We start from the raw sequence: 21,519 nt of genomic DNA on the forward strand, positions 1-21,519 counted from the left end.
AAAAAGAAAATAAATCCCGTAATGCTGATAATAATGGACGGCTACGGGTTGAATGAAGAGGAAAACGGAAATGCGATAAAGGCGGCATATACTCCGTGTCTTGACAAGCTGTTTTCAAAGTATCCTCACAGTGAGCTTCAGGCGTCGGGCCTTGCGGTCGGACTGCCCGAAGGCCAGATGGGCAACAGCGAGGTGGGACATACTAACATAGGCGCGGGACGCGTAGTATATCAGGAGCTTACACGCATAACGAAAGCCATAGACGACGGCGTTTTTTTTGACAACGACGCATTGAGAAGCGCTGTGTTGAGAGCAAAAATAAAAGAACAGACTCTGCACATTATGGGCCTTTTGTCCGACGGCGGCGTGCACAGCCATATAACGCACCTTTACGCGATCTTAAGGCTTGCAAAGCGTTTAGAGTTAAGGGACGTTGCAGTGCATTGCTTTTTGGACGGACGTGACGTGCCCCCGAAGAGCGCGGCGGCTTACATTGCCCAACTTGAAAAAATGATAAAAAAGATAGGCGTGGGTCGCATCGCCACGATAAGCGGCAGATATTACGCAATGGACCGCGACAACCGATTTGAGCGCTTAAAGCTTGCTTACGATGCGCTCGTATACGGGAAGGGAAAGCATGCCCGGACGCCTTTAGAAGCAATAGAAGCTTCATATGCGGACGACGTGACGGACGAATTCGTTATCCCGTGTGTGATAGGCGCGCCCATGCGAATAGCCGAGGGCGATTCCGTTATATTTTATAACTTCCGCCCCGACAGGGCAAGAGAAATCACGCGCGCGCTGGTCGATCCCGATTTTGCCGGTTTTGAATGCGAGCGGCTCGATCTTAATTACGTCTGCATGACGCAGTACGATGCGCTTATCCCGAATGTGCGGGTGGCCTTTCCGCCCGAGAGCCTTCATAATACGCTGGGACAGTACGTTTCAAAACAGGGCATAGACCAGTTCCGCATAGCGGAAACGGAGAAATACGCTCACGTTACGTTTTTCTTAAACGGAGGCGTGGAAGCGCCGTATGCCGGCGAGGACAGGAAGCTTATCGCGTCGCCCAAGGTTGCGACTTACGACATGCAGCCGCGCATGAGCGCGCCTGAGGTCACATATGAGGCGAAACGGCGCATAGAGATAAAAAAGTACGGCCTGATAGTCTTGAATTTTGCAAATTGCGACATGGTAGGACATACGGGAGTTTTTTCTGCGGCTGTTGAGGCTGTGTCATGCGTGGACAGCTGTTTGAACGAGATCGTGCCTACGGCTCTGGAAAACGGCTACACGCTTATGATAACGGCAGATCACGGAAACTGCGACAGGATGTACGATACGGACGGTTCGCCTTTTACGGCGCATACGACGAACCCCGTTCCGCTCATTGTAACAAGAGAGGATATCTCGCTCAAAGACGGCCGCTTATGCGATATCGCGCCTACGCTGCTTACGCTGATGGGGCTTGAGATACCTCCGGAAATGACAGGCGAATGCTTAATAAAATAATAAAATAATAAAATAATATAAAGGAGCCTAACAAACATGAAACCTTATCTTGAAATAACCGACGTATTCGCGCGTGAAATACTTGACTCGCGCGGCAATCCGACAGTTGAAGTGGAAGTAATAGTGGACGAGCAGTTCGTAGGACGCGCAGCCGTTCCGTCGGGAGCGTCTACCGGCGCGTTCGAGGCGTGCGAGCTTCGCGACGGCGACAAGTCGCGCTATATGGGCAAGGGCGTGCTCACCGCAGTTGAAAACGTGAACGGCGAGATAGCAGAGGCCGTTATCGGTATGAACGCGCTCGACCAGATAGAGATAGACAATACGATGATCTCGCTCGACGGCACTCCGAATAAGACAAGACTCGGCGCTAACGCTATCTTAGGCGTATCGCTTGCAGTTGCAAAGGCTGCCGCAGAGGCGCTTGACATACCGCTTTATCGCTATGTCGGCGGCGTGAACGCAAGCGTTCTGCCCGTGCCGATGATGAACATAATAAACGGCGGCAAGCACGCGGACAACTCCGTTACCTGCCAGGAATTTATGATAATGCCCGTAGGCGCAGACAGCTTTGCGGAGGCGCTGCGCTGGTGCGCTCAGGTGTTCCACACCTTAAAGGGCGTACTTAAAGAAAAGGGATACTCCACTGCAGTAGGCGACGAGGGCGGCTTTGCGCCGAACTTAAAGAGCGATGAGGAAGCCGTTGCAACTATCGTCGAGGCGATAGAGAAGGCCGGATTTAAGCCGGGCAACGATTTTATGATCGCGCTTGACCCCGCCTCCACCGAGATGTATGACGAGGCGAAGAAGATAGGCAAGGAAGGCTCGTATTACTTCTGGAAGAGCGGTATAACGCGCACGAGCGACGAAATGGTCGAGTTCTGGGCTGACTGGTGCGAGAAGTATCCGATAATCTCTATAGAGGACGGCATGGCCGAGGAGGACTGGGAAGGCTGGAAGAAGCTGACCGAGCGCGTAGGCAAGAAGGTACAGCTCGTGGGAGACGACCTGTTCGTTACTAATACCGAGCGCTTAAAGAAGGGCATAGACCTTGAGACGGCCAACTCCATTCTTATAAAGCTCAATCAGATAGGCACGCTCACCGAGACGCTCAATGCCATCCAGATGGCTAACCGCGCAGGATATACGGCAGTTATTTCTCACAGAAGCGGCGAGACCGAGGACACGACCATCGCCGACCTTTCCGTTGCGCTCAACGCGGGCCAGATAAAGACGGGCGCTCCGTCGAGAAGCGACCGTGTGGCAAAGTATAATCAGCTTATCCGTATAGAGGAAGAGCTTGAGGGCGCAGCTCAGTATTTGGGAAGAGATGCATACTTTAATTTAAAGAAATAAGGCGATTTGACAAAAAGAGCGCTAAAGCGCTCTAAGACTGAAGATAAAGGGTCACAGAAATGTGGCCCTTTTCTCATAAAAAGGCATTTACTCATAAACGCGGGGCGTTTTTTAGAGCGTGTTCTTATATTTCAAAAAAATAATAAACAGATTTTTTAAATTTTTATTAAATATATGCTTGCATAAATCAATACTTTATGATATCCTTTACTTTGCGCTATCAGTTTATTTATGTTTAAAATCAAAAAATAACAGTATAATATAATATGGAGGAAAGAAAATGACCACTCTTCAAATCGTAATGGGTATAGTGCAGATAGTGCTCTGCGTTTTACTTATCGCTATAATCCTTCTGCAGTCGTCCAAAACGGCGGGTCTTGCCGGCACGATAGGCGGCGGTGCAGAGACGTTTTTCGGAAAGAACAAGCAGAACACGCTCGATGCAAAGCTTCATAAGTTTACATCGGTATGCGCTATTGTATACGTTGTCATAACGCTCATACTCGTATTTATTGCGGTATGATGATATAATACGGAGGTTCCTTTGCCGATGAAGAAAAAGCGCGCGCCAAGTCAGCGTAAAAGAAACACACATGCGCACGGCAGGAGCTCTCTTCGGGCGCAAAGCAGAAGAGCTTTGCCGTCCGCTAAATCAATATCGAAAACGGCAGCCGACGCCGGGGATAAAAGCTTTGTCGGCTCTTTTTCACGTACAGATAAAGGTTACGGCTTTGTGACTTCGTTTGCAGTCTCAGGCGGTGACCTTTTTGTTGCTCCGAAGAATACTCGGGGCGCGCTTTCGGGCGATACGGTACGCGCTCGCCTTGTAGCCGATGCATCGGGAACAAGGCGAGCCGAATGCGAAATAATCGAGGTGATCTCACGCGCCGTAACGCGCGCGGCGGGAGTATACAAAAATCATAAAACGCACGGCTTTGTCAATCCGCTCGACGGTCGCCTGCCTGAAATATATATACCGCAAAAGCTCTCGCACGGCGCAAAGAGCGGACAGCTGGTCGCCGTAAGAATAAAAGACTATGATTACAACGGAGGGCTTTTAGGTGAGATAGAAAAGAAGCTGGGGCGCTCAAACGACGAGCGCGCAGTTTATGACGCTATCCTCTACACATACGATATTCCGACGGTGTTTTCACGTGAAGCGATGGCTTTTGCAGAGAGCCTGCCTTATGAGATCTCGCCTTTTGACATAGAAGGACGGCTGGATCTGCGCAGCGCGCGCATATTTACCATAGACGGAGAATATGCAAAGGATTTCGACGACGCCGTTTCAATAGAAAAAACGCCGCGCGGCAATTACTTGCTCGGCGTACACATCGCGGACGTATCGCATTACGTGCGCCCGTTTTCCCCGATAGACAACGACGCGTTTGAACGCGGAACGTCTGTTTATTTTACTGACAAGGTGATACCCATGCTTCCCGAACGCCTCTCAAGCGACATGTGTTCGCTCGTGCCGCACAAGGACAGGCTTACGCTTTCATGCATAATGGAAATAGACGGCGAGGGAGAAGTTATAAAATATGAGATATGCGAATCCGTGATAAGAAGCGCCGAAAGGCTCATTTACGGCGATGTTTCAAAAATAATAGACGGCGAAGATGAAAAGGAACTTAAGGCGCGATACGCGCATATACTTCCCGATATCCTTTTAATGGACGAGCTTAGGCTTATATTGCAAAAGAGAAGGATACGCCGCGGCAGTCTCGATTTCGACCTGCCGGAATCATATATAGAGCTTGACGAGGCGGGAGAGCCCGTGGATATCGGCCCGCGTGAGCGCGGTTCGGCAGATGATCTTATAGAGGAGTTCATGCTCTGCGCAAACGAGACTGTGGCGCGCCATATGCGAACGCGGGAGATACCGGCGCTTTACAGGACTCATGCGGCGCCGTCCCCCGAAAAGGCGGATGCGTTTATTGCGCTTGCCTCGCTTTTTTCGCTTCCTCTGCCGAAGAACAGAAAACTTACGGGAGAATATCTTAAAAGGATAATCGAAGCGGTAAAGGGCGAGCGCTTCGCGCAGATAATCCTCTCATCCATGCTTCGTTCGCTTATGAAGGCCGAATACGACACGGAGCCGAAAGGACATTTTGGCCTGGCGCTTGAGGATTACTGTCATTTCACGTCGCCGATACGCCGTTATCCCGATCTGTGCGTACACCGTGCGCTCAAGGCGGATATTCGTTCTGTGGGCGGCGCACGTCCGCGCCGTATGCGCTCCGTGAAGGATGCGGCGGCACAGTCTAACCTTACGGAAGTTCGTGCAGTCGAATGTACGCGCGCGATAGAAGACCTTTACAAGGCTGTATATATGACAAAATTCATCGGAGATACGTTTTCCGCCATTATTTCGTCTGTAACGAACGCCGGATTTTTTGTTGAGCTTGAGAACACGGTGCGAGGGCTCGTCTCGATGGAGGAGCTGAACGACGATTATTATATTTACGACGATAAAAAATTATGTCTTTTAGGCAAACATAAGGGCAAAAAATATCAAATCGGTGATATAATAGATGTGGTACTTGTAAGAACGGACATTAAACTGGGTAGAATAGACTTTTCACTTGCATGAAAAATATGTATGGGAGGAATTATTATGGACAAGTATAGCGCTATAATCCTTGCCGGGGGAAAAGGCAGCCGCATGAAGTCGGAAAACTCAAAGGTGCTCTTTGAGCTTCTTTCAAAGCCTCTTATAGATTGGGTGATCGCAGCCCTGAAGGAAAGCGGGGCAGGCGAGTTTTGCACCGTTGTGGGACACAGGCGTGAGCTTGTAAAGGAGCACCTTCAGGAGCAGTGCGAATTTGCCGTGCAGGAGGAGCAGTTAGGAACGGGGCACGCCGTAATGATGGCGCGCGATTTTCTTAAAAAGCATAAAGACGAGTCTGTTGCGATCTTAAGCGGAGATGTGCCGCTCATTACGCCCGAGACTTTAAAAGGCGCTTTTGAGGCGCATAAATCGAGCGGCGCGGACGCTACGATAATCACATCGCGCCTTGCGGACCCGTTCGGATACGGCCGCATTACCAGAGATGCGAGCGGCAAAGTGGAAAAGATCGTCGAGCAGCGCGACGCGACCGAGGAGCAGAAAAAGATAGACGAGGTAAATACGGGCACGTATTTCTTTAAGGCAGAAACGCTTCTTTCGGCGCTAGACAACTTAAAGACGGACAACGCTCAAAACGAGTATTATCTGACAGACGCGATAGCTTACATAAACAATACGGGCGGCACGACCGACACGTTCGAGGTGGACGACATTACCGAGATGACGGGTATAAACGATCGCGCTCAGCTTTATGATGTAAGCGTTATCGCAAAGGACAGGATACTTACCGCACTTATGAAAAGCGGCGTTACGATAATGGACAAGGCGTCAACATTCATAAGCCCCGACGCCGAGATAGCGCCGGACACCGTTATACTGCCGTCTACGATAATAAAGGGACAGACAAAGATAGGCCGCGCATGCACCGTGGGGCCGAATGCCGTTTTGGAGAATGTGACACTTGGCGATAACGTTACCTTCAACGCTTCTCAAGCGTACGATTCCGTTATAGGCAACAACGTAAAGATCGGTCCGTTTTCGCATATACGTCCCGGCTGCGATATTGCGGATGACTGCAAGGTCGGCGCGTATGTTGAATTAAAGAAGGCCAAGTTCGGAAACGGCACAAAGGCGCCGCATCTTAGCTATATAGGCGACGCGGAGCTGGGCAGCGGAGTAAACTTCGCCTGCGGCTGCATTACGGTAAATTACGACGGCAAAAATAAGCATAAGACTATAATAAAGGATAAGGCGTTCATCGGCTGCAACGTAAACCTCGTTGCGCCCGTTACGGTCGAGGACGGCGCGTATATAGCTGCCGGTTCAACGATAACCGATACCGTTCCGCGCCGTGCGCTTGCGATAGCGCGCGCGCGTCAGAGCGTAAAGCCGGGATGGCGCGACAAGAGTAAGCTTGAAAAATAATTAAATATATGCATTTGTTTACGGAGGATGAGAAAAAATGGTAAGCAAAGGAAAAAACATAATGCTCTTTTCCGGCAACTCGAATATTGAGCTTGCAAAGGGAATAGCAAATGATCTGGGATTGTCTTTAGGTGCGGCGGACGTTAAAAAATTCTCCGACGGCGAGGTTTCCGTAAGCCTTGGGGAATCTGTACGAGGACGCGACATTTTCGTTATACAGTCGCTTTCACAGCCGACAAACGACAATGTAATGGAGCTCCTTATTATGCTGGACGCCTTAAAACGCGCCTCTGCGGGACGCATAACGGCTGTTATCCCGTATTTCGGATATGCGCGTCAAGACAGAAAGGCAAAGGAACGCGATCCCATTTCTGCAAAGCTGATGGCCGACATTATCACCGTTGCGGGCGCTAACAGCGTACTGACTATGGATCTTCATGCAGCTCAGATACAGGGATTTTTCAACATTCCCGTAGACAATCTTTTGGGCGTATCGGTGCTGGCGCCTTATTTTGCGGAAAAATTCGGCAAAAAGCCGGAAAACCTTGTGCTCGTTTCGCCCGATCACGGATCGGTCACGCGAGTAAGAAAATTCTCGAAATTCGTTGACGCGCCGCTGGCAATAATAGACAAGCGCCGTCCGGAGGCAAACAAGGTCGAAGTAATGAGCATAATAGGCGATGTGCGCGGCAAGGAAGTGCTGCTTATAGACGATATGATAGATACTGCCGGAACGCTTTGCAAGGGAGCGGAGGCGCTTATCGAGGTCGGCGGCGCAACTAAAGTATATGCCTGCGCTTCTCACGGCGTGCTTTCCGGTCCGGCAATGGAGCGCCTTGAAAAGAGCCCGATATCTGAACTTATACTGCTTGATACGATAAAAGCGCCCGAGAATGCCCCCGAAAAAATAAAATTCCTTTCCTCGGCCCATGTTTTTGCAGAGGCGATAAAGAGGATATATGAGGATGAATCTGTTTCTGAGCTTTCGAGCGTACAGGAGACCGAAAAATAATACATAAAAGCTTAAAGGGGCGGACGGGAAACCGTCCGCCCCGCGTTTTTGGCGACCGTTGAAGCAGCGAAAGCCTTCTCCCCGAGGGAAGGCGCCCCAAAACCACTGTTCTAAAAACATACTGCGCCCGGGAGGGCGAGAAAATCACAGAGGATACACGATATGAAAATAATTGCAGGTCTGGGAAACCCGGGCCAAAAATACGCGTTTACGCGCCACAACGCCGGATTTCTTTTTATGGATTACATATCACAGAAGTATAACATATCTATCGACAAACTGAAATTCAAGGCGCTTACTGGTCAGGGCATGATAGCAGGCGAAAAGGTAGTGCTGTTAAAGCCGCAGACGTTCATGAACTTATCGGGCGAAGCCGTATCTGCCGCGCTCGACTTCTACAAGCTTACGACAGACGACCTTATTGTCGTTTACGACGACATAACCATACCTACGGGACGTATGCGCATACGCCCGAAGGGCAGCGACGGCGGTCATAACGGTATAAAGTCGATAATATACTTAACGGGGAGCGATGAATTTGACCGTATAAAGCTGGGATGCGGAGCGCCGCACCATGAGGATTTTGATATGGTCGATTTTGTGCTGTCGTCATTTTCACAGGAAGAACGTAAGATCCTGTTTGAAGTAATAGAAAATGCGGCCGACGCGCTTTCCCTTCTCGTGCGCGGAGAGAGGCGCGAGGCGCAGAACAAGTATAACGGGCTGGACCTTTCACCTAAAAAGGAGGATAAAGAAGGTTAAGCCCTTCGTTTTGGAGAAAAACATGTCGCTTAAAAATATACTTGATAAAACAGGCGAATACAAAGAGGCGCTTTCCCTTATAAAAAAAGGGAGCGTAAGCGCCGTAGCCTTAAACGGATTGTCACAGGTGCATAAGGCGCATTTGTGCGCCTTTTTTTATAAGAACACGAAAAAAAATCTACTTGTGATCGTGCCTGACGCCATAGATGCGCGCGCATTGGCCGCCGATATTGAGGCCTTTTTGGGCGAGGAGCCGCTTATGTTTTTGTCGCGCTCACTCTTGTTTGAAGACGCGCTCTCTCGATCGTTCACAGACGAGTACGAGCGTATAAGCTCGCTTTCTGTGATGAACGAGGGAAAGAGCATAGTTATTGCCGATGCGCCCGCGCTTATGCAGCGATTGCCCGCCCCCGCAGATTTTAAAAGGATGTGCCGCTCGTTTCATGTGGGGAATGAATATGATATCGACGAGATAGTAACATATCTTTTTGAGGCGGGCTACGAATATGCCGACGCAGTTGAGGGACGCGGCCAGTATTCGCGACGCGGATCGATAATAGATATTTTCCCGCCTGCGTTCGACTGTCCCGTAAGGCTTGACTTTTTTGATGAGACGCTTGATTCGCTCTCTACATTCGATCCGATAGGTCAAAGGCGAATCGACGAGATAAAAGAGGCGCACATAACGCCTGCGCGGGAGGTCTTTTTGCCAAAGCCTGCAAGAGACAAGCTCATAAAAAAACTTACGTCAATGTCTCATAAGGCCGATGCACAGGGCGATGAAAAGTTTTCCTCGCGCTTGTCTGACGAGGCGGAGCGTCTTAAATCGGCAATGCGCACCGTTGCGCTCGACAAGTATCTGCCTCTGTTTTCGGGCGCGTCGCTTTTCGATTATCTTGACGATGCGGTTGTTGCCGTATCGGAGTATAAGGCCGTAAAGGGCGTGTGTGAGCGTTATGAAACCGAGACGGCCGAGGATATAGCGCGCGCCGAGGAGGAGCACGCGATAGGTAAAAATACAAATAATATACTTTGCGGTTTTTATGATATTCATGCGCAAATGATAAAGCGGCCGATAATACATATGGAGTCGCTGGCGCACAATTCCTACGACCACAAGATAGGACGCGAGTTTGACGTTTCGGCATCTGTCATGCCCGCGTTTAAGTCGGAAGAGGGGCTTTCGGACGATATAAAATACTATAAGCGGCTGGGTTATGCCCAGATAATAACGGTCAAGGATGAGGCGCACGCCAGAGCGCTTATCGACCGTCTTTATGAGTACGACGTAGCGGCCTCGTATGAGGAGTCTCCGAAGCCTGCACCGGGCAAGGCAGTAGTGACGTCCGGTACGCTTTCGACGGGATTTATATATAAAGGCGCCTTTTTATGCGTATATGTGCAAAGCTCGGCCACGAAGCCGCGCCGCCGCACACGCGCGCCGCAGTCAAAAGATTACGATCCCAAGGCGCGCCTTCATTCGTTCACCGATCTTAGGGAAGGCGATTACGTAGTCCATCAGAATTACGGCATAGGTCAGTTTGTAGGCATTGAGCGCATGGAGGCGCACGGCGTACAAAAGGATTATCTGAAGATCGTATATGCCGGAAGCGAGGTACTCTACGTTCAGTGCGACAGGCTCGACATGATATCTAAATATATCGCGCCTTCGGGCAACGGGAAGGTGCGGCTCGGAAAGATGAGCACGGCGGAGTTTTCAAAGACGAAGGCGCGCGTTCGCGCCGCGCTTGAAACGCTGGCAGATGAGCTCATAAAGCTTTACCGCGCGCGGCAGACGGCTAAGGGGCATGCCTTTTCGCCCGATTCGGAATTGAGCCGCGACTTTGATATGAAATTCGAATATGAGGAAACGCGCGATCAGCTGAGGGCGATAGACGAGATAAAAGCCGATATGGAAAAGCCCGTGCCTATGGACAGACTTCTTTGCGGCGACGTGGGTTTCGGCAAGACAGAGGTGGCGCTTAGGGCCGTATTCAAGTGTGTGCTCGAGGGCAGGCAGGCGGCGATACTCGTGCCGACAACGATACTCGCAAGCCAGCATTATGCGACAGTTGTAAAGCGTTTTGACGGCTATCCCGTAAGCTGCGAGGTATTATCACGCTTTCGCACGGCGGCTCAGCTTAAAGAGTCAGTCGCGCGCATAGCCGACGGCCGTGCCGATATCGTTATTGGAACGCACAGGCTTTTGTCGCAGGATATTAAGTTTAAGGATCTCGGTCTTTTGGTAGTTGACGAGGAGCAGCGCTTTGGCGTTATGCATAAAGAGCGCTTAAAGGAGTTTGCGCTCGGCGTGGACGTGCTCACGCTTTCGGCAACGCCCATACCGCGCACTCTCAATATGGCGCTCTCGAACGTGCGCGACATGTCGGTCATCGAGACTCCGCCCCAAGACAGAATGCCCGTGACGACTTACGTTATCGAGGAGGACGACAGAGTTATTGCAGACGCGATAAGGCGCGAGCTTTCGCGCGGCGGACAGGTATACTTCCTTCACAACCGCACCGAAGACATAGAGAGCGCCGCCGTGCGTATTGAGACGCTGGTGCCGGAAGCGCGCGTTGCCACGGCGCATGGACGCATGACGGAGCTTGCGCTTTCACGCATAATGAGCGACTTTATAGGCGGCGAGGCCGATGTGCTGGTCTGCACGACGATAATCGAAACGGGCATCGACATACCTAATGTAAACACACTGATCATAGAGAACGCCGACTATCTGGGGCTTGCCCAGCTTCATCAGATACGCGGGCGCGTGGGGCGTTCCTCGCGACGCGCCTACGCCTATTTTATGTATAAGCGCGGTAAAGTCGTATCCGAGGACGCGCAGAAGCGGCTTTCCGCGATACGCGAGTTCACACAGTTCGGCGCGGGCTTTAAGCTTGCGATGCGCGACCTTGAGATAAGGGGCGCGGGCAATATGCTGGGCGTAAGCCAGCACGGCCATATAGGCAATGTCGGCTACGATATGTACTTAAAGCTTTTGTCGGAGGTCATTGACGAAAAAAGCGGCAAAAAAACCGCCGTGAAGCCCGAATGCAGCGTGGAGCTTCAGACGGACGCATATATTCCGAAGGAATATATTAAGAATTCCGAGCAGCGAATAGACGTATATAAGCTTATTGCGGCGATAGACGGATTTGACGCCTCGTTCGACGTGTGCGACGAGCTTATAGACCGTTTCGGAGAGATACCGAAGCCCGTTTTAAGCCTTATAGATATCGCGCTTATACGCGCTCTTGGTGAAAAGTCGGGCATTACCGAAGTTTCGGAGCGCAGCGGCGTCATTATATTTACTGCGCCTGAATTTGATATGAACGCGGCAGGGCGGCTTTCCGATAAATTCGGACGTAATTTTGTTTTAAGCTCCGCGAAGGACGGCGCTCTCTCATTTATGGTGCGTCCCGCGAAGGGGGCGGGCGTGTCCGACACAGCGCTTGAGGTAATGAAGACGGTAGCGGGAGAAGAATGAGCGGCGGGTAAAAAAATAAAAAGCCGTCCGGGGTCGCCTCCCTTGCGGGAAGCCTTGCCTCGACGGCTTTTTATATATAATGCCTTCGTTACGCTTTTACTTCGTCGGGTCGTTTATAATACCTACGAAGAGCGGAAGGTCGTCCGGGCTGCTTATAAGGAACATGAACGGCCTGTCTAAAACGAAGCCTGCATTAGGATCGGATGCGGACAGCTCGGCTTTTGCGGCCGCGCCGCCTTTCGTTCCGTTTTCATCGACAACTATGCGAAGGCTGCTTTTTATGTTCGTGATATATATACCGCCGTTTGAAGAAAGGGGCGAAAAATCGGCGGCTTCGGGGTCGAGCGCAAGCGTAACGCCGAGCTCCGGAAGCGAACGCGCAAGGTCCGAGGTGTATGTCACGTCAAACTTCGGTACGCGAAGAACGAAGGTGCCTTTTTTCAGCTCATACGCCTGCTTTTGCACAGTGAGAAAGGCTTTAAGCTGATCGTCCGCAAGGAGCGATTCGGGCGTTATGCCCTCGTTTGGCAGGATGTACCAAATCGTACAGCCGTCCTTATAGCTTTGCGCAAGCGCGCGAAACTGCGAAAACTCGTAATATACATTTGTATACGTATCGTTGCACATAAAGTCGCAAGTTACGTCGCCCTCGGGCGTGTGGAAAACGGATTGCGAAGTGTTGCCGGAGTCAAACTTTAACAGCCATTCGTTCTCAAAGCGGAGCGTAGATATCAAGGCGGCGTACATATCGGCGTCAAACGCAGCGCCGTCCCCTCCGTTCTTTATAAGGCCGCCCGTCTGTTTGTTTATCCAGCTTGCAAGCGCCTTTTGATATGCGCCGCTCTCCGCCTTGCCTATAAACGACGAGGCATGATATGTTTTCGCAAGACTTTCAAGAGGATTCTCATTAAAGTTTACGCGCTTGTCAAGCCAGATCGAGGCCGAGGGTATACATTTTGTGTCCGATCCATCTTTATAAAGGGATCTAAAGAGGCGGTCCGCGCGTGTGCGCGAGGTATCAATGTCGGCGGAGTCGAGAAGCGAAAGCGCCTGAGAGCGCGTTTCCCCGTCTGTCAGCTCTGCGATCATACAAAGCTCCGTATAGGAGGCCACGGGCGAGCATAGGCGGTTTTTGTTGTCAAGGCCCCAGATGAGAGACGGCACGCTGCGGCTTACGAAAGCGTCCATGAAATGAGCGTCTGTGGTCTCTGAAACTATTGCGGATTCTTTGGGATGTTCGGCTTCGAATATGGTGTAGGCGGAAAACGATCCGCCCGATGAAGCTGATATGGCGGCTATAACAGCGACAACGATAAGCGCGAATACCACAATGGCTATAACCGGTCCACGGCTTCGACGTCTGCGTTTCTTTTTCATAAAAACAGCCCCTTTGTTTGATTCTTTTTTTGCGGCGCGAGCCGCTGATTATTTACATATAAAAAGTGACGATCATTATTTTCTTTCTTTTAAAATATGACGTATATCGTCTCCGTAAAGCTCCAATACGGTAAAGCTGCCCATAATGCGCGAATATATGCGCTCGTCATAAAGCTCGCTTATGTCATTGGGAGAAAGATTTGTGCTGATGATCATTTTTTTGTTGTTCATAAGACGACCGTTTATTATTGAAAAGAGCGCGGCGCGCACAAACGGAGTCGTAAACTCACTGCCGAGGTCGTCGATTATAAGAAGGTCGCACTGTGAAAGGCGTTCGGTGCGGTAAAGCGCTTCGTCGCTCGTGCGCCCGAATCGCACGTCTTCCATAAGCGCGAAGATAACTCCCGCAGTCTCATAGACTACGTCGAATCCGTCGTCGATAAGGGCATGGGCTATGGCGCTGGAAAGATGAGTCTTGCCAAGTCCGTTTTTGCCCGTAAAGAGAAGGTTTTGGCGTGATTTTGAAAAATCACGCACGAAAACACGGCAGGCCTTCAGCACAAGCTCTGCGTTCTCGCGCGGGGTATAGTCGGCGGACAGCGCTTCGCCCGTATAGAGCGAGGTGTCGAAGCTTTCAAACGTTGTGTCGGGCATATGCATTGAAAGATTGAACGTCTTGTGCGCTTCTGCCCTTAAAGCGTCGGCATAGCAGGAGCACATCCTGGAGCCGATGAAGCCGGCGTCATTGCATTTTTCGCAGGAATATTTAATGTCAAGATAATCCGAAGGATATCCGTATGACGACAAAAGATCAAGCCTTTCTTTTTGAAGAGCGAGGCTTTTTTTCTCGGCCTCTTTCGCCGCCGAAGCCGTATCCTTGCCGGAAGCCACGGCGCCGATAAGCTCGGATGCCGCAGAAGAAAGCTCATACTCGATCTGTGAAAAGCGCGCGTCTTTTTTTGCGGCTTCGGCGCGGTTGGCTATATACCGCTCCTCGGCCGAAGCGCGTTTTTTTTCAAAGGCGTCGTTTACGTTTTTAAATATCTGTTTTGAATATCTTATACTCATATATTCTCATCCTTAAGACTTTTTAAATACTCGCGGTCGAGCTTGCGAATCCGGGCGTAATCGTATCGCTTTTTTGCGGGGTTTTGAGGGGCAGAAGCCTCTTTTATATTTGCTGTTTCGCAAGGCGCGCTTTTTTTTGCGTTTGCGTCTTTTATAATTATTTTATTCATATATGCGAACGGGCTGTTGCCCTTAGTATAGGGCAGACTGCGTCGGTATGCGTCGATTATGGCCTCGTCGCTTATACAGAGCTTTTCCCATGAGGCGGCAGTGCGTCGCTCGTTCTCGTTCATCGTTTCAAAGGAGATACCAAGCGCCTTTGATATGCGCTCGGCATATGCGTCGCCGCGTGTAAGCTCGTCTATATAGGCCTCCGCCGCTTTTGCGTCTTTAAGGCCGCGCTTTGACCAGTCAAGGGCGGCGCGCTCGAAGTGTCTTAATTCCGTCTGGCCCGTATCCTTTAAACGGCGCAGGAGCAGGACTATCGATTCGATCGAGAGCCCCATATTGTTATGGGCGAAGAGGAGCGCGTTGAGATGTGTACGGGAAAGCGTGCCCCAGACTGACTCCGCCTCGTTTTTTGCGAAGGAAAAATTGCTGTTGTACAGGGTTTCGGCGATCTCTTTTGCCGAAGGAGATATGTGCTTCGAAGTGGGCGGGCGAGGCACGTCGGCTTCGGAGAGCACTTTTTCGTCACGCCAGAAGTCAAGAGCGCACACAAGACGCTCCCTGTCAAAGCCGAGAGTTTTTCGCAGCTTTTCAAAGGAGACGTCGGGCGACTGTCCCAAAACGATAAGCACGCGCAAAGAATCCGCAGACGCTCTTAAAAGAGTGTCGTATGAAATTTTAGGCAGTATAAAAAAGCTTTCAGTATTCATGGTTTATGAGACTCCGTAGTTTTACGCTTCGACATTTTTTCGGCGCATATGCTTAAAAAAGACCGTAAAGCGGCTCTATATACTTCATTGTATCAGAATTTGTCATACAGAGCAAATGAAAAAGAAATTTGCCGTGTTGCTTTTTTCGGAGAATATGGGTAATATTAAATTACAGACTATGTTGCGAGGTGGATTTTATGATATACGTTGCCGGAGATTTAAACGGTTGTCTGAACGATTGGAAGAGGCTGATACAAAAAATAGATCTGAAGAGTACCGACATGGTGTTTTTGACGGGCGACGTTATCGGCGGAGACGAGGAGCCTATAGCGCTTCTCTTTGATTTGATGACGCGCACAAATGTTTTCCCGCTTATGGGGTATAAGGAATTTCGCTTCGGCGAATGTATAGCGAAGATCTCACCCGACGCGGGAAAGGACAGCTTTTTTAAGGGACTTGACGAATATACTATGAACGCGCTGGCCGAATTTGTAAAGTCGGGCGGACGCACGGTCTTTGAACAATACCTTGATCTTTCGCCCGAAGACCGGGAAAGCGTGCGGGAATACTTGGAGGAGTTTACGCTGTATGAGGAGCTTAATGTAAAAAACAGAAGCTTTATTGTAACGCACAGCGGTCTTTCAAATTTTGATAAAACACGCGATCTGAGCGATTATAAGCTGTTCGACTATCTTTTGTCCAGTCATGAGCCGGGAGAAAAGCTTTTCGACGATAAAATACTTGTATTCGGTCATACGCCGACGTTTGAATTCGGCAAAAAATATGTCGGACGAATAATAAAGACCGACAGCTTTATAAACGTGGACTGCGGCGCCATGTATAAGGACAAGGGCGGCCGCCTGGGCTGTGTGCGCCTTGATGATCTGGAGGAATTCTACGTATAGAGGACCATATTCAATAAAAAAGTGCCGACCGCAATGCTTTTATTGCGGTCGGCGTCATTTTTAGAAGCGAGGTACCGATATTTTTCACATCGCTATATTCCGCAGACCGCAGCCGCGAGCAAAGGAAAGACTTCCGCATAAATACCGTCGAAGTCGCGAAGAGGCAGCGGGTTTTTCCCGAATCCCGCCTCTATCGTAAAGGCCGGACGTGAAAACTCGCGCACGAACCAATCGCAAAGGCCGCGGTATGCGGCGATGCCCGATGCTTTCGCGGCGGGGTATCCCGAAAGGCGCGAAAACTCGCGAAGCCATTCGTCCGACTCCTCGGACTTAAAGGGAGAGTAGATCTCACGCCCCTGCGCATGAAGAGAGACGAGAAGCTCACAACGTCTTGCGCGAAGAAAGCGGCAGACGGCGCGCGTTTCGGGTTCGCTTTCATAATACTGTCCGCCGAATCGCGTGGGACCGGGTCCTTCTATGCCGTATTCGCTCTCTAAGCGCTTGCCTTCGTCAAAATCTGCGTTGTAATTGTGATTTAAGTCAACGCCGTGTGCATTGGCCTGCCAGATCGCGGCGGCCGTTCGGCCGCAGAGCATGTCTTCAACGCTTTCTTTAAGCGAAAGCGCCGAGCGCGTTCCGTTTATCACGATATCGACCCCGTCGGGATTTAAAAGCGGCGCAATGTAAGCCGACGTATTTGCAAAGGCCTCGCTCACGCTTTTTTTGCCTAGTCTGCCGCCGCGCGTCTTTACGGCGCAATAGTCGGCAATGAAGCGCAGAGCTATAAGCGATGTCATCCATTCGAGCGCATGATGCGCCGCGCATATAAAAACGCGGCGCGGGCCGTATCCCAGCCTTACAACAGGGATATCGCGCCCGAGAACGCTCTTTCCGATGCTCTCGCATGAAAGAAAGGGATACGCTTTTTTCAGTCGTTCCAAATAATGATACGTAAGCGCGCTGTCCGTGGGATATTTTGAGCTGATTTGCGTAACATTCACTCCTTTTTGTGATATAGTATATATATGTTTATTCGTTAAGTTAGGCAAATAGGAGTGATAAATATGGATTTTACCGAAAAAACGATTTCCTCAAAAATTGTGTTCAAAGGAAAGATACTGACCGTGAAGGTAGATGAGGTGGAACTTCCGAACGGAAGACGCGCAGCGCGCGAGGTGACAGAGCATTCCGGCGCCGTAGCGGTTCTTCCCGTGACGGACGACGGCAAGGCGATACTTGTTCGCCAGTTCCGTTATCCGTATAAGCAGCACCTTATAGAGATACCGGCGGGCAAGATAGACCCGGGAGAGACGCCCGATGAAGCCGTGCTGCGTGAAATGCGCGAAGAGATAAACCGCTCCTGCGGCGAGATAACGAAGCTAGGCGTCATGTACCCGGCGCCCGGAGCGCAGTATGAGCCGGTGTATATTTATCTTGCCAAAAAGCTATCGGTATGCGACGGTAAGCCGGACGAGGACGAATTTGTGGAGTCCGTATTTATGGATATAGGCGATCTTACAGATAAAGTGATGAGCGGAGAGATACGCGACGCTAAGACGTGTGTTGCCGTCTTAAAATATGCTCTTATGAATAAATGAGCCGAAAATCAAACAGCCGGACGGGAAGCGCCGTCCGGCTGTTTTTAAATCGTATCAAATCTATTTTTCTATTCCGGCGATCTTCTTTGCAAGCTCCTTTTTCGCCTCGATGTTGCCTTGGCGCGCTATCATTACGCGCTGAGCCTGCGGGCTGCCCGCGCCGTGCATGGATTCCGTGCGGTATCCGACGGCGGCAGCTCCGAGCGTCATGTTCTCGATAAGGCGCATCACGCGCATTCTGTCCTCAGTGGAGCATATGTCGCTGCCCTTGTAATATTTCTCGATATATTTGCGCGTTGCGGGGTTCTTATAGTCGCGCTCGCTTGGCAGCGTTACCATCATGCCGCCTGCGATATCCTCGGCAAGGCGCGTTATCTCATAGGGGAAGCGCGTAACATTCTGTTTGCATACATTTGCAAGAAGAAGGTCGATAAGGAAATTTCCCGACGCCGTCTTCTTGCCCTCGCATGAGCAGGCTATGCCCGATGAATAAAGCGTTTCGTTAAGATGTACCATCTCGATAAGCTTATCCTTTATGTGCGAGGCCTTTGCCGCGCCGTTGTAGTCCGCCGCCAGCGCCGCAGCGCCAATAAGCACGTCGCCGACGCCGACTTTGCAGCCGCCGTAGCTTTGGCGGTGGTAGCCTGCAAAGCGCTCTACCATAACGCCGGAAAACTCGTATTCGCCGTCCATAAATATGCGCTCGTTCGGTACGAATACGTTATCGAATATCGTCATGGCCTCATGGCCTCCGAAGTTTTTATTACCCAGGTCTATGTCTGCACCCTCTTCAAGCTTTCTCGTGTCGCACGACTGGCGGCCGTATATGAGCGTTATGCCTTTAGTATCGGTCGGTACGGCAAACGCTACGGCGTAATCGCGGTCGGCCTCCTTCATTGACATAGTGGGCATAACTATTACTTCATGCGAGTTTATAATGCCCGTCTGATGGAACTTCGCGCCGCGAACGACTATGCCGTCGGGACGTCTTTCAACGACGTGCAAAAAGAGATCGGGGTCCGACTGCTTGGAGGGTGCGAGCGAGCGGTCGCCCTTAGGGTCGGTCATAGCGCCGTCTACAACGAGGTCCTCGCGCTGAACGCGCGTCCAGAATTTTTTAAAACGTTCAAAGTAATTTGTACCCTTAGCGCGGTCGATCTCATATGTGGTCGAATATATGGCGTTGGCTGCGTCAAGCCCTACGCATCGCTGGAAGCAGGAGGCCGTCTTTTGTCCCATAAGACGCTGCATTTTAACTTTTTTGATAAGATCCTCAGTGCTTTGGTGGATATGCGTAAAGCGGTTTATCGTTTCGCCCGTGAGATTCGATACAGCAGTCATAAGATCGCGGTATTCGGGATCCTGCGCAAGCTCGTAAGACATTGCTACAGAATTCAATGAAGGCCTTATTACGGGGTTATCAACGGGTGAGGTCACCTTTTCGCCGAACATATATACGTTGAGATTGAGCTTTCTTAAGCTTTCTATGTATTCGCTGCGCGTCATCATAAGAATATCCTCCCTGAAAGTTGTTTGTTATTTATATTTTAAGCCCAATTTTAGTAAGCGTCAACTTTAAGTTTTAAGATATTCTTTGGAACCTCGGTTCTAAAATTTCATCTTGCTTTTAAGCAAGATAAACGTTTCAAAAGCAGCGCTTTTGAAAAAACTCCCCTTGCTGCGAGAGCAAAAATATCCCGCGCAATATAGCACTTGAAAAAAACAAAATGCTATTATAAAATGAAGATAAATAAACAGGGGAGGTGAGTGCTGTGGCGGATTCTCAGATAACAAAGCGCGTGCTTGCCGAAGCGATCAAGGAGCTTATGGCGCATAAGCCGCTTTCAAAGATATCCGTCGGGGATATAGCTCAGCAATGCGGCGTAAACCGCCAGACCTTCTATTATCACTTCAGGGATAAATACGACCTTGTAAACTGGATATATTATACGGAAACAATACAATATATAGGCATACTTACGGATAAGGACTCGTGGGCCGACGGCCTTATAAAGCTGTGTCATTATATGCAGGACAACAGGCGTTTTTATATAAACGCGCTTAACACGCCGGGGCAGAATTCGTTTCCAGAATATCTGACGCAGTATCTTCATGAGCTGGTAGCGGTGCTGTTTTCCGGCCCGCTTGAGCGCGGCTCCATAACAAAGGCACAGCATGATATAATAAGCGATTATTATACGTTTGCCATAGTGGGCGTTATCTCAAAGTGGGCTAAAAACGGCATGAAAGAGCCGCCGGAGGAATTTATCGATACGATACGAGATCTTACATTTCCCTCATTTATAAAGAACGAATAAAAGCTGCCAAAAACAGGCAGCTTTTATTATTTATTTCTGTTTCGTCCTATTTGAAAGTCGTCAAGCCGGCGCGCGCCGCTTTTGCGTCTGCGCTTTCGCAGCTCGTGCCGCCAAAGATAGTCGGCTATCTCTTCTTCGTCTTCTACTTCCAGATCGCGCTGTCCCGCAAGTCCTTCAAGATGATGGCGAAACTCATGGCGGAGCACCTGGCGCAATTCTTTTTTAAGACGCTGCTCGGAAATATTGGGATAAAGCTTTTCAAACGAGCCGTAAAATATTACTATCTGCCGCCCCATCTCGCTGCGCCTGTATTCTCCCATGATATAAAGATCGTCGGCAACGCTTTGGCTGTGATACGGAGCCTCGTCGGATATTATTATGCCGCCGTTCAGATCGGCGTAAAATTCCTCGGGCAACTCGCAGGCGACCTCGTCCAAAAGGCGCTCAAAAACATCTCTGTCCATATTATTTCACGCTCTCTCGTTTTACAAACAGAAGTACAGCTATCGCATAGAAGCATTCAGCTGCGCCTAAGATCCCCTGAAGGCTTGCCGCAGTAAATTGACCGTTAAAAACGGCATATAAAAGAGGAGCGATGTAGGCAGCGCAATTGGCAACCGCCGCAAAGGATGATGAAACGATCGCTCCGCGCGCGCACGACGCGCCGCTTAAAAACTTCGCCAGATAATAGAAGCAAAGCACGTTTGAAAGTTGGGCGATTATAAGGTATCCATACTGCGCGGGAGTAGCCATCTGAGTTACCGAAATGTAATTTACTATGAGCATAACTGCAGTTATGAATACGGGTACGAGCGCTGCGGGTATCAGCGACGTTTTATATTTGCCCGAGCCGAAAAACACGGCGAGAGGCAAAAATGTAAACGCCATTACGGCCGACAAAAGCACCATTACCGCAATGCGCATTTCAAATCTTTGTCCCATTCCCGCCGCTATATAGCCTACGGCTGAGATAATACAGGACGCGAGCATAATAAACGACATTGCTTTGCCGTATTTATATACAGAAGACTGTTTTTTTATATCGAATGCGCCGAATTTATCCTTTTTTAAGTTCAAAAGTATAGAAAGCACAAAAAACAGCAAAAGTACTGCCGAAAGCGCATAAGTGAGAGGATGCCCCTTTATAAACAGACCGTCGGGCTCCATGGCGATATTTAGCCTCAAAATAGAGAGCACGAGCGCCGCCGCGGAAAATATGACCGTAAGTATGACCTGCAATTATATCATCGTC

Annotated in this window: 18 protein-coding genes; 11 read left to right on the plus strand and 7 right to left on the minus strand. The window is 50.0% G+C overall.

The window, feature by feature from the left end:
• Nucleotides 1-21: 21 nt before the first annotated feature.
• From IJG50_01305 to mfd, 8 genes are all read left to right on the plus strand, one after another.
• Entirely contained in the window at nt 22-1,512 is a 1,491-nt protein-coding gene (locus tag IJG50_01305; protein MBQ3378482.1) for a 2,3-bisphosphoglycerate-independent phosphoglycerate mutase, read from the plus strand.
• A gap of 36 nt (nt 1,513-1,548) precedes the next feature.
• Nucleotides 1,549-2,865, plus strand: coding sequence for a phosphopyruvate hydratase (gene eno, locus IJG50_01310; GenBank protein MBQ3378483.1), 1,317 nt, complete (start codon nt 1,549-1,551; stop codon nt 2,863-2,865).
• Between the two features lie 280 nt (nt 2,866-3,145).
• A complete protein-coding gene (gene secG / locus IJG50_01315; protein MBQ3378484.1) occupies nt 3,146-3,388 on the plus strand; it encodes a preprotein translocase subunit SecG in 243 nt (80 codons plus the stop codon).
• 114 nt (nt 3,389-3,502) lie between these two features.
• Nucleotides 3,503-5,458 carry a ribonuclease R gene (rnr, locus tag IJG50_01320; GenBank protein ID MBQ3378485.1) on the plus strand — a complete coding sequence of 652 codons (1,956 nt, stop codon included), beginning with the start codon at nt 3,503-3,505 and terminating at the stop codon, nt 5,456-5,458.
• A gap of 24 nt (nt 5,459-5,482) precedes the next feature.
• The gene (gene glmU, locus IJG50_01325; protein MBQ3378486.1) at nt 5,483-6,859 is read left to right on the plus strand and encodes a bifunctional UDP-N-acetylglucosamine diphosphorylase/glucosamine-1-phosphate N-acetyltransferase GlmU; all 1,377 of its coding nucleotides are present in this window, start codon (nt 5,483-5,485) and stop codon (nt 6,857-6,859) included.
• Nucleotides 6,860-6,896: 37 nt separating this feature from the next.
• Nucleotides 6,897-7,871, plus strand: coding sequence for a ribose-phosphate pyrophosphokinase (locus tag IJG50_01330; protein ID MBQ3378487.1), 975 nt, complete (start codon nt 6,897-6,899; stop codon nt 7,869-7,871).
• A 162-nt stretch (nt 7,872-8,033) separates the two neighbouring features.
• Nucleotides 8,034-8,633: an aminoacyl-tRNA hydrolase gene (locus IJG50_01335; GenBank protein ID MBQ3378488.1), complete on the plus strand. Its 600-nt coding sequence runs from the start codon at nt 8,034-8,036 to the stop codon at nt 8,631-8,633.
• Nucleotides 8,634-8,655: 22 nt separating this feature from the next.
• Nucleotides 8,656-12,123, plus strand: a complete 3,468-nt coding sequence (gene mfd / locus IJG50_01340; GenBank protein MBQ3378489.1) for a transcription-repair coupling factor — start codon at nt 8,656-8,658, stop codon at nt 12,121-12,123.
• 96 nt (nt 12,124-12,219) lie between these two features.
• Here the strand turns inward: mfd and IJG50_01345 are convergent, their stop codons facing one another.
• The 3 genes from IJG50_01345 to IJG50_01355 all read right to left on the minus strand — a co-directional run bounded on the left by IJG50_01345 (nt 12,220) and on the right by IJG50_01355 (nt 15,446).
• Nucleotides 12,220-13,500, minus strand: coding sequence for a hypothetical protein (locus IJG50_01345; protein ID MBQ3378490.1), 1,281 nt, complete (start codon nt 13,498-13,500; stop codon nt 12,220-12,222).
• Nucleotides 13,501-13,575: 75 nt separating this feature from the next.
• The gene (locus tag IJG50_01350) at nt 13,576-14,568 is read right to left on the minus strand and encodes an ATP-binding protein (protein MBQ3378491.1); all 993 of its coding nucleotides are present in this window, start codon (nt 14,566-14,568) and stop codon (nt 13,576-13,578) included.
• Nucleotides 14,565-15,446 (minus strand): DnaD domain protein, encoded by an 882-nt coding sequence (locus tag IJG50_01355; GenBank protein MBQ3378492.1) that lies wholly within the window; start codon nt 15,444-15,446, stop codon nt 14,565-14,567. Before IJG50_01355 ends, IJG50_01350 begins: the two co-directional genes overlap by 4 nt.
• 197 nt (nt 15,447-15,643) lie before the next feature.
• Between IJG50_01355 and IJG50_01360 the strand changes: the two genes are divergently transcribed.
• Nucleotides 15,644-16,351, plus strand: a complete 708-nt coding sequence (locus IJG50_01360; GenBank protein ID MBQ3378493.1) for a hypothetical protein — start codon at nt 15,644-15,646, stop codon at nt 16,349-16,351.
• 92 nt (nt 16,352-16,443) lie between these two features.
• On the opposite strand, the gene IJG50_01365 is transcribed toward IJG50_01360, so the two are convergent.
• Complete coding sequence (locus IJG50_01365; GenBank protein MBQ3378494.1) at nt 16,444-17,352, minus strand: hypothetical protein; 909 nt, start codon at nt 17,350-17,352, stop codon at nt 16,444-16,446.
• 63 nt (nt 17,353-17,415) lie between these two features.
• Between IJG50_01365 and IJG50_01370 the strand changes: the two genes are divergently transcribed.
• On the plus strand, nt 17,416-17,949 hold the full coding sequence (locus IJG50_01370; protein ID MBQ3378495.1) for an NUDIX hydrolase: 534 nt from the start codon (nt 17,416-17,418) through the stop codon (nt 17,947-17,949).
• 60 nt (nt 17,950-18,009) lie between these two features.
• On the opposite strand, the gene IJG50_01375 is transcribed toward IJG50_01370, so the two are convergent.
• The gene (locus IJG50_01375) at nt 18,010-19,464 is read right to left on the minus strand and encodes a 4-hydroxyphenylacetate 3-hydroxylase family protein (protein MBQ3378496.1); all 1,455 of its coding nucleotides are present in this window, start codon (nt 19,462-19,464) and stop codon (nt 18,010-18,012) included.
• A gap of 257 nt (nt 19,465-19,721) precedes the next feature.
• Here IJG50_01375 and dhaS point away from each other — a divergent pair, with 257 nt between their 5' ends.
• The gene (gene dhaS / locus IJG50_01380) at nt 19,722-20,267 is read left to right on the plus strand and encodes a dihydroxyacetone kinase transcriptional activator DhaS (protein MBQ3378497.1); all 546 of its coding nucleotides are present in this window, start codon (nt 19,722-19,724) and stop codon (nt 20,265-20,267) included.
• Between the two features lie 26 nt (nt 20,268-20,293).
• On the opposite strand, the gene IJG50_01385 is transcribed toward dhaS, so the two are convergent.
• Together IJG50_01385 and IJG50_01390 are read right to left on the minus strand one after the other, a co-directional pair.
• On the minus strand, nt 20,294-20,731 hold the full coding sequence (locus tag IJG50_01385; GenBank protein ID MBQ3378498.1) for a metallopeptidase family protein: 438 nt from the start codon (nt 20,729-20,731) through the stop codon (nt 20,294-20,296).
• A 1-nt stretch (nt 20,732) separates the two neighbouring features.
• Nucleotides 20,733-21,506, minus strand: coding sequence for a hypothetical protein (locus tag IJG50_01390; protein MBQ3378499.1), 774 nt, complete (start codon nt 21,504-21,506; stop codon nt 20,733-20,735).
• Nucleotides 21,507-21,519: the final 13 nt, after the last annotated feature.

It is taken from the genome of Clostridia bacterium (genome assembly GCA_017405765.1).
Classification (GTDB): Bacteria; Bacillota; Clostridia; order Oscillospirales; family RGIG577; genus RGIG577.